We start from the raw sequence: 7,989 nt of genomic DNA on the forward strand, positions 1-7,989 counted from the left end.
AATACTTGACGTTACCTTTGAAGGAGAAGTATGATATGAAAATAAATAATAATTATTTAAAAGAAAAATTAAAACATGTCTACTGGCTAAATGGTGGCCCCTGTGCTGGAAAAACTACCATGACCAAAAAATTTGTAAATGAGTTAGGTTTTCAAACTTTAAAAGATGATGTTTTAAAATACAGATCTTTTTCCAATCCAGAAATACATAGTGCTCTGCAAAAACCTAATCAAGATTTAGACTGGGATAAATGGTTTAATAAACCTGTTGATTTACATTTGCAGTGGCTGGTTGAATTTGCTCGGGAAATGATGGAGTTCTTTGTGGTTGATCTATTAAAAATGCCAGATGAAAAGCCTGTTATCGTAGATTTGGGAGTTATGCCAGAAGATATATTACCTTTTATCTCTAAAAATAATATAATAGGACTTTTTACCTCAAAAGAAGAAATTGAAAACTTATATTTTTATAGAGATGATCACAAAATGATTCTTGAGTGTATAGAAAATAATACAGAAAATCCTCAACAAACAATTAAACACAGCAATAAATCGATGGTTAAATTTTCTAACAAAATAAAGAATGCCTGTATTAAAAATGATATAAAAGTCTTAGAAAGAACTACTGAAATGAGCATTGAGCAACAATTTGAACTAATCTGTCAACATTTCGAATTTTAGAATCAAATATATTTTTCTAAAACTGGAGAGATTCTCATGTCAATTATTCAATATAATAAAGGCTATCATAAAATTAATAATCATAGAATCTACTATAAACACTGCCAGAACGGCAAGCCAACAGTTATTTTTGAATCAGGCTTAGGAGATGACAGCAGTACCTGGAAAGAAGTCCAGGCTGAATTATCATCAATCACCTCAACATTTTCTTATGATAGAACAGGGACAGGAAAAAGTGAAAGCAAAGATGACCCAAAGAGTGGAATAGATATTGTCCAGAATCTGACTAAAATTGTTGATAAAACATCTTTAGGACCACCTTTTATATTAGTAGGTCATTCTTTTGGCGGATTGATTTCAAGATTATTTGCAAGCATCAATCCAGACAATGTAGCAGGAATGGTATTAATTGATGCTGCTCCCGTAAATAAAGAAATTAGTTTTCAAAATGTATTAAAAGGAAAAGAAAAAGAAAAAATTATAAAGTATCTTAAGAACCCGAATTTAAATAACGAAATGCTTGATAAGATTAAAACATATAAGCAGGTCTTAAAATACAAGAATACATTTAATTTTCCCTTAACAGTTATTATTAGAGGTTTAGCAAAATGTTATGGTCCTAACTGGCCGGAAGCTAAATTATTAGAAATTGAACAGGAGCTTCAATTAGATTATAAAAACCTATCAGATAGTAACAAAACTGTAATAGCAGAAAAGAGCGGCCATTATATTCATCTAGATGAACCTGAATTAGTTATTAACGAAATAAAAGAAATGATAAATAAAATTAATAACTAAGAAATTGTTCTATTTAAAATTTATCCCAGACCATTACTTCTGTTAAAGATTTTTTAGCAGGCATACTCACATCATCCTGATCATAATAACCAATAGACATCAGAGTCATTAATTCCATCTCCTGAGGACAATTAACCAGCTCTTTAATTTTTTTAGAATGCTCTTTCTGATAGGAATTAACCCAGCAGGTTCCCAGATCATACGATTTGGCAGCTATCATAATATTTTCGGTAGCTGCAGCGGCATCCTGCACTGGAGTAGTAGCTTTATCCTGATTAACAAAAACTGCTATACAGGCACCAGCTTCTTCAATAAATCTACCATAACGGGCATAAGAAGCAATTTTACTTTTAATTTCAGCATCAGTAATAACTAGAAAAGACCAGGCCTGTCTATTATTACCAGTAGGAGCCAGGCGTGCACAATCAATTATTTCTTCAAGAATTTCTCTCGGTATTTTTTTATCAATATATTTCCTAACACTTCTCCGCTCTTTGATATTTTGAAGAGTTTCATTAGACATAAATATTCCTCCCTTTATTTGATTAATTTTGAGCTCTGATTTTAGATTATCATTGAAGATGCTGATTTTGCAAATTTTTTAATTATCATTTAAAAATCAATAATTTATTCACCCTTTCTTAAGTCTTGATTTCTTGCTATAATGATTACAGTCAATATAAATTTATCTAGATTTGGGATGGTGATAGAGTGAGTTTATCAATAATTGCAGCAATGGATCAGAATCAATTAATAGGAGTGCAGGGTGAAATCCCCTGGGACTTACCGGCTGATTTGAAATATTTTAAAAAAACAACAATGGGAGCACCAGTAATAATGGGCAGGAAGACCTTTGAATCAATTGGTTTTCCTTTACCAGGCAGGAGAAATATTATTCTAACCAGAAATAAAGATTATGAAGCTGAAGACTGTGAAGTAGTTCATTCAAAGCAAGAAATACTGGATGAATTTTTGAAGAAAAAAGAAGAGGCTTTTATTATCGGTGGAGCAGAAATTTATAAACAGTTTTTAGCATACAGTGATAAATTATATCTAACAATCATTGAGCATCAATTTTCTGGAGATACATATTTTCCGAAACTCGACTGGCAGAAGTGGGATAAGGTGTCAGAAAAAGAGGGAACTACTGACAGCGATAATCCTTATTCATATTCTTATCATGTTTATCAGCGAAAAAATATAATTTCTAGGAGTGATTATTAATGAGGCAGTATCTTGAGATGTGTCAACAAATTTTAGACAATGGAGTCGATCGAGAAGATCGAACAGGTACAGGTACCAGAAGTATTTTTGGTCATCAGCTGAGATTTGATCTCCAGGAAGGTTTTCCTCTAATGACCACCAAAAAGGTTTACTGGAAAGGAGTTGCCCATGAGCTGCTCTGGTTTTTAAAGGGAGATACCAACATCAAATATTTAAATGATAATGATGTACATATCTGGGATGAATGGGCTGATGAAAATGGAGATTTAGGTAATGTTTATGGACACCAGTGGCGGAGCTGGGAAGGCAGAGAGGGCACAATCGATCAAATATCTGAGGTTATTGAACAGATTAAAGAAAATCCTTATTCCAGAAGATTAATCGTAAATGCCTGGAACGTGGGAGATTTAGACAAGATGGCTCTTCCTCCCTGTCACCTTCTATTTCAGTTTTATGTTGCTGAAGGTAAACTATCCTGTCAGCTATATCAGCGCTCCTGTGATACTTTCTTAGGAGTCCCCTTTAATATTGCAAGCTACAGCTTATTAACTCATATGATTGCCCATGTAGTTGGTCTCGAAGTTGGGGAATTTGTCTGGACCGGTGGCGATGTTCATATATACCACAACCATTTTGACCAGATAAAAGAACAGCTGAGTAGAAAACCCAGACCTTTACCGCAGATTAAAATTAATAAAGAAACTGATAATATTTTTGAAATTGATTTTGAAGATATAGAACTGATCGGTTATGATCCTCATCCTACCATCAAGGGAGAAGTTTCAGTTTGATAATTTTACAGTATAACACAAAAAAGGATAATAATAGCCTGGCTGCTCAAAATGGGCCAGGCTTTATATAAAAAAATCATTTAGTTTTTGAGGGAGAATTAATTATGGAACTAAAAAAATATAAAAATGAAGAAATAGATAAAATTAAAGCACTGTTTGTGAAAACTTTTTCAGATTCAGAAGGAGACGCAGAAGGAAAATTAATAGGGAAACTGGCGTTTGAATTATTGACCAAAACTAATAGAGAAGATCTATTTGCCTACAATGCGCTTGAAAATGGTCATATTATAGCCAGTATTATTTTTACTCGCTTAGAATTTGAAAAAAGTAAGCTTAAAGCTTTTTTATTATCACCGGTTGCTGTACTTCCAGAATATCAGGGAAGAGGAATCGGACAGAATTTAATTAACTTTGGCCACAAAGGTTTAAAAGAAAACGGTATAGAACTTGTCTTCACCTATGGTGATATCAACTTTTACTCAAAAGTTGGTTATAAAAAAATATCAGAAGAAATAGTAAAAGCTCCATTGAAACTATCCTATCCTGAGGGATGGCTGGGCCAGAATTTAAATAATGATGAAATACCAGTTATTCCAGGTGTCTCCCACAGTGTTGAAGCATTGAATGATCAAAAATACTGGTAGAAGTTTTTGTGATTTTTTAGAATTTAAAAAGTGAGGTTTATCTATGAAATTAAAAACTCTATTTTTAAAAGCTGCTGTAATTCTAATTGGGCTCCTTGTCACAGCATTATTGATCTTTGTCTTACCCTTAATAGCTGAGGATGCTGCAGCCAGCAGTTTAAAGATGGCCTATGTGTTATATGCAATTCTAGCGATAATGTATATTAGTTCTGTACCGTTTTTTGCTCTCTTATTTCAGATATTTAAAGTTTTAAACCATGTTCAAGCAGAAGAGTTTTTTTCTAAGTCGACATTAAATGCTTTAAATAAGATTAAAAGATATGGTTATACTATCAGCTTTCTTTATCTATTGGCCCTGCCGCTTTTTTATATTGTTGGGGAAGTAGATGATGCTCCAGGGGTTATTCTAATTGGAATGTTTTTTCTTTTTGCTTCTCTGGTGCTTACAGTTGCTGTTGATCTCTTTCAAAACTTACTCGAAAGTGAATATGATAAAATTGAAGACTCTATTATCGAGAGGATAGTAAAAGCGCGAAAGGAAAACTTTAATTCTAAAGATGCTTTAACTGAAAAGGATGTAATTGATTTATTGGATAAAGATTAAAGCTACCGTCTTTATTTATTATGTAATAAAAAAGCCAAAAAATATTCAGAATTTTGGCAAGTTAAAATAAAATGTTTTTTTAGAAAGGAAAATAAAATGACTAAATCAATCAGAAAAGATATTAAAATCCGTCCAGAAACAGATAAAGATTATCAAGATATTGTGTCACTTGTATTACGATCTTTTAAGGAAGGGACTCCATATTCAGATGGTACAGATGTAGTGGCATTAATTGAAGAGATTAGAGACTCTAAGTATTATATACCGAAATTATCATTTGTAGCAGAGCTTGAAAATAAAGTTGTCGGACATTTTATGTTCTCACATTTCCCCTTATCTCCGACCAAAGAAGGCGGTCATCATAATAATGCTAAAACTGATATAGTAATGCTGGCACCGGTAGCAGTCCATGCTGATCACTTTAAACAGGGAATAGCTACTGCTATGTTAACTCAGGGAATTAAAAAAGTAAAAGAAATGGATTACCGAGGGATAACAGTTGAAGGCGACTTTAATTTTTATAATAGAGTTGGATTTGAAACTTCAAGCAACTATGATATTTATCCAACCAGCGGTTATCCTATGGAAGAACCGAGATGTATGATGTGTCAGGAAACTTATCCTGGAGCACTTGCAGAGATTGAAGGCTATGTTGTCTACGATATGTATTATAATGCTTAAAAAAGAAAAGAGGTTATTATGAAAATTCCAAAAGAAATTAAGAATTTGCTGAAAAACAATAAATTATGTAGTATGGCAACCTGTTGGGATGAGAAGCCTTATTTATCATTAATGAATTTTACCTATCTGGAATCAGAAGATATTGTTATCTTAAGCAGTAGAAAAAATAGCAAAAAATATACTAATATTCAAAAAAACAAAAATATATCACTACTCATATTCTCAGATTCAACTAATAAAAGTGCTACGTTTTTAGGCACAGCTTTAACTTTAAAAACGGGAGATAATAAAGAAGAGTACTATAGAAAAATGCACATAAAAAACTGTGAGATGCCTCAATTTATTCTGGGAGAAAATATCAATTTAATAATTTTTAAGATTGAAGAAGTCATTGTTTCAGACAGAGAGGATAATGTTAAATATATTGGTTAGTAGATGATTTTAAATCCCTAACTTTAGATGGGTGTCTTTTTTTATATAATAATATATTATTAATTTATAATAAATCTTTAGGAGGGGTATTTATGATATTTTCAGTAAATCAATCAAGCATTTTACCAGTTAATACGATTATTTCATTTGCAGTAATCTTTATTTTCTACTCACTTATCTTGATGTTTTCATTTGTTGTATTAAGAAAGAAACTGCAGGGGAAAAGAATAAAAATATTTGGGGGTTGGACTGTTCTTTGCTTGCTGGCGGCTCTCATATTATATTACACAGGTTTTTTCGGCACTTATATTGATGTGCAGGCTGCTCAAGATAAAAACTACAGCAGAGAGGAATTAGTTCAGGATTTAAAACAGATTGAAAGCACTATTATGGATGAAAATCCACTTATATTTGCTAATAAAAATGAATTGCAAGCAGATTTTGCTCAGACTTATGGTCTAATTGAAGAGGGAATGACAGAGTCAGAATTTTATAGATTAATTAATCCTTTAGTTGCCGATATTAACTGTGGTCATACAAACTTATATATTTCAGAAGCACTAGAAAAAAATAGAGAAGATAAGGCAGAATTTTTCCCACTAAAAGTAACTCTTATAAATGATGAACTTTTTGTCTTAGAAGATGATCCAGAAAGTGGAATTAAGGCAGGTAATAAAATTAAGTCAATTAATGGTTTGAGCAGCAAAAAAATTATAGAAAAACTGATTGAAAATATTAGTGGTGACGGAGATGGTGAGGCAAAACAGCGGTATATAATCAGCAACTATTTTAACAGCAGATTCTATGATTTTGTTGATAATTCAGATAAATTTAAGGTTGAGTATTTTAACGAAGATGGAAAGTTATTAACTGCAAATTTAAATGCCGAACAAAATAAAAGCTATAACTTAACTTCCTGGAGCCTTCACTTTGCAGGTTATAGGGACGGAAATTATTATGATAATCAAATAGTTAATGATTATGCCCTGCTTAATCTAAATGTTTTCATGCAGGAAGATGAAGAAAAATTTGATTCATTTTTAGAAGAATTTTTCCTGAATTTAAAGAAGAGAAATATTTCTAATTTAATTATAGACCTCAGAGGGAACTTTGGGGCCAATCCATTTATGTCAAAAGCTTTACTTTCTTATCTAGTTGATAAAGAAACTGAATATTTTACAGATGAGCTTCCTTTTCTCCAGCGATTATTGGGCTTTACAGACCCAATTGAAAAGGCTGAAAATAATTTTGAAGGAGAGGTAGTTCTGATAACAGATGGAGCAAATTTTTCAACATCAGCTCATTTTACTGCATTTTTTAAATACAATAAACTTGGTACTATAGTAGGAAGTGAAACTGGTGGTTCATATGTCTGTACTGATAGTTCAAAAGATATTGTCTTAAATAATACCAGGATGCGCCTTCATTATTCTACTCTGGTATATGAGCTTGCCGTAGAGGGTCTTCCCAAAAATAAAGGGATTAAACCCGATATAATCGTTAAAGAGGATATAAATGATATATTAAATCAGAGAGACCCTCAGTTGAAACGTTCTTTAGAAATATTAGAAATAAGTTAACTTAAAAAAATTAATCTTGATTTGATTCTGGATTAATAATTGTTTAAGAAATTAGAGAAAATAAGGAGTTAATAATATGCTTAAGTTTCAAAAGGCTCAAAATGGTGATGAAGAGATCCTTAGAAATATTGCGGTTAGAGCTTTTCAAGATGATAAAGATAAATATGGTTCATTTCCTCCAGGAATTAATTTTGTTGACTGGCATAAATCTCAGATTCATAGTGGTATGTATTATAAAATTATATTTAAAAAGATAATAATTGGAGGAATAAGGCTATTTGATAAAAATAATGGACATTACAGACTTGGGGCTATTTTTATAAGTCCAGATTACCAAAATAGAGGAATAGGACACAAAGCTATAGAGTTTATAGAAAATTTATATCCAAATGCTAAAAAGTGGTCTCTAGATACACCATATCAAAATTACAGGAACCATTATTTTTATGAAAAACATGGATATATTAAGGTTGCTGAGATTCAGCCAAATAAAGAAGAGGATTTTTATTTATTTTTATATGAGAAGGAGAAATAAATTTATTTTCTTTTTTAATT

The 7,989-nt window shown here is 31.6% G+C and carries 11 protein-coding genes; 10 read left to right on the top strand and 1 reads right to left on the bottom strand.

Features of this window, described 5'->3' with window-relative positions:
• Both CI949_RS13640 and CI949_RS13645 read left to right on the top strand, forming a co-directional pair.
• On the top strand, positions 1-680 hold a 680-nt coding region (locus CI949_RS13640; RefSeq protein WP_290767325.1), incomplete at its 5' end, for a hypothetical protein.
• Positions 681-716: 36 nt separating this feature from the next.
• Positions 717-1,478, top strand: a complete 762-nt coding sequence (locus CI949_RS13645) for an alpha/beta fold hydrolase (RefSeq protein ID WP_290767326.1) — start codon at positions 717-719, stop codon at positions 1,476-1,478.
• Between the two features lie 13 nt (positions 1,479-1,491).
• Here CI949_RS13645 and CI949_RS13650 read toward each other — a convergent pair whose 3' ends face one another.
• Positions 1,492-2,001: a nitroreductase family protein gene (locus tag CI949_RS13650; RefSeq protein ID WP_290767327.1), complete on the bottom strand. Its 510-nt coding sequence runs from the start codon at positions 1,999-2,001 to the stop codon at positions 1,492-1,494.
• Positions 2,002-2,189: 188 nt separating this feature from the next.
• Between CI949_RS13650 and CI949_RS13655 the strand changes: the two genes are divergently transcribed.
• The 8 genes from CI949_RS13655 to CI949_RS13690 all read left to right on the top strand — a co-directional run bounded on the left by CI949_RS13655 (position 2,190) and on the right by CI949_RS13690 (position 7,969).
• On the top strand, positions 2,190-2,702 hold the full coding sequence (locus tag CI949_RS13655) for a dihydrofolate reductase (protein ID WP_290767329.1): 513 nt from the start codon (positions 2,190-2,192) through the stop codon (positions 2,700-2,702).
• A complete protein-coding gene (locus CI949_RS13660) occupies positions 2,702-3,493 on the top strand; it encodes a thymidylate synthase (protein ID WP_290767331.1) in 792 nt (263 codons plus the stop codon). Before CI949_RS13655 ends, CI949_RS13660 begins: the two co-directional genes overlap by 1 nt.
• Positions 3,494-3,597: 104 nt before the next feature.
• Entirely contained in the window at positions 3,598-4,137 is a 540-nt protein-coding gene (locus tag CI949_RS13665; protein ID WP_290767333.1) for a GNAT family N-acetyltransferase, read from the top strand.
• A 43-nt stretch (positions 4,138-4,180) separates the two neighbouring features.
• Positions 4,181-4,741, top strand: coding sequence for a DUF2975 domain-containing protein (locus tag CI949_RS13670; RefSeq protein ID WP_290767335.1), 561 nt, complete (start codon positions 4,181-4,183; stop codon positions 4,739-4,741).
• A gap of 96 nt (positions 4,742-4,837) precedes the next feature.
• Entirely contained in the window at positions 4,838-5,422 is a 585-nt protein-coding gene (locus tag CI949_RS13675) for a GNAT family N-acetyltransferase (RefSeq protein ID WP_290767337.1), read from the top strand.
• Between the two features lie 18 nt (positions 5,423-5,440).
• Positions 5,441-5,854, top strand: coding sequence for a pyridoxamine 5'-phosphate oxidase family protein (locus CI949_RS13680; protein ID WP_290767339.1), 414 nt, complete (start codon positions 5,441-5,443; stop codon positions 5,852-5,854).
• A gap of 92 nt (positions 5,855-5,946) precedes the next feature.
• Positions 5,947-7,434, top strand: coding sequence for a S41 family peptidase (locus CI949_RS13685; RefSeq protein ID WP_290767340.1), 1,488 nt, complete (start codon positions 5,947-5,949; stop codon positions 7,432-7,434).
• Between the two features lie 76 nt (positions 7,435-7,510).
• On the top strand, positions 7,511-7,969 hold the full coding sequence (locus CI949_RS13690) for an N-acetyltransferase (protein WP_290767342.1): 459 nt from the start codon (positions 7,511-7,513) through the stop codon (positions 7,967-7,969).
• Positions 7,970-7,989 lie beyond the last annotated feature (20 nt).

The organism is Halanaerobium sp. (assembly GCF_003070835.1).

What these genes read in the sequence shown, in the direction of transcription:
- CI949_RS13675 (WP_290767337.1), top strand. Translation starts at nt 4,838, where the DNA reads ATGACTAAATCAATCAGAAAAGATATTAAAATCCGTCCAGAAACAGAT.
- CI949_RS13690 (WP_290767342.1), top strand. Translation starts at nt 7,511, where the DNA reads ATGCTTAAGTTTCAAAAGGCTCAAAATGGTGATGAAGAGATCCTTAGA.
- CI949_RS13680 (WP_290767339.1), top strand. Translation starts at nt 5,441, where the DNA reads ATGAAAATTCCAAAAGAAATTAAGAATTTGCTGAAAAACAATAAATTA.
- CI949_RS13685 (WP_290767340.1), top strand. Translation starts at nt 5,947, where the DNA reads ATGATATTTTCAGTAAATCAATCAAGCATTTTACCAGTTAATACGATT.
- CI949_RS13665 (WP_290767333.1), top strand. Translation starts at nt 3,598, where the DNA reads ATGGAACTAAAAAAATATAAAAATGAAGAAATAGATAAAATTAAAGCA.
- CI949_RS13650 (WP_290767327.1), bottom strand. Translation starts at nt 2,001, where the DNA reads ATGTCTAATGAAACTCTTCAAAATATCAAAGAGCGGAGAAGTGTTAGG.
- CI949_RS13670 (WP_290767335.1), top strand. Translation starts at nt 4,181, where the DNA reads ATGAAATTAAAAACTCTATTTTTAAAAGCTGCTGTAATTCTAATTGGG.
- CI949_RS13660 (WP_290767331.1), top strand. Translation starts at nt 2,702, where the DNA reads ATGAGGCAGTATCTTGAGATGTGTCAACAAATTTTAGACAATGGAGTC.
- CI949_RS13645 (WP_290767326.1), top strand. Translation starts at nt 717, where the DNA reads ATGTCAATTATTCAATATAATAAAGGCTATCATAAAATTAATAATCAT.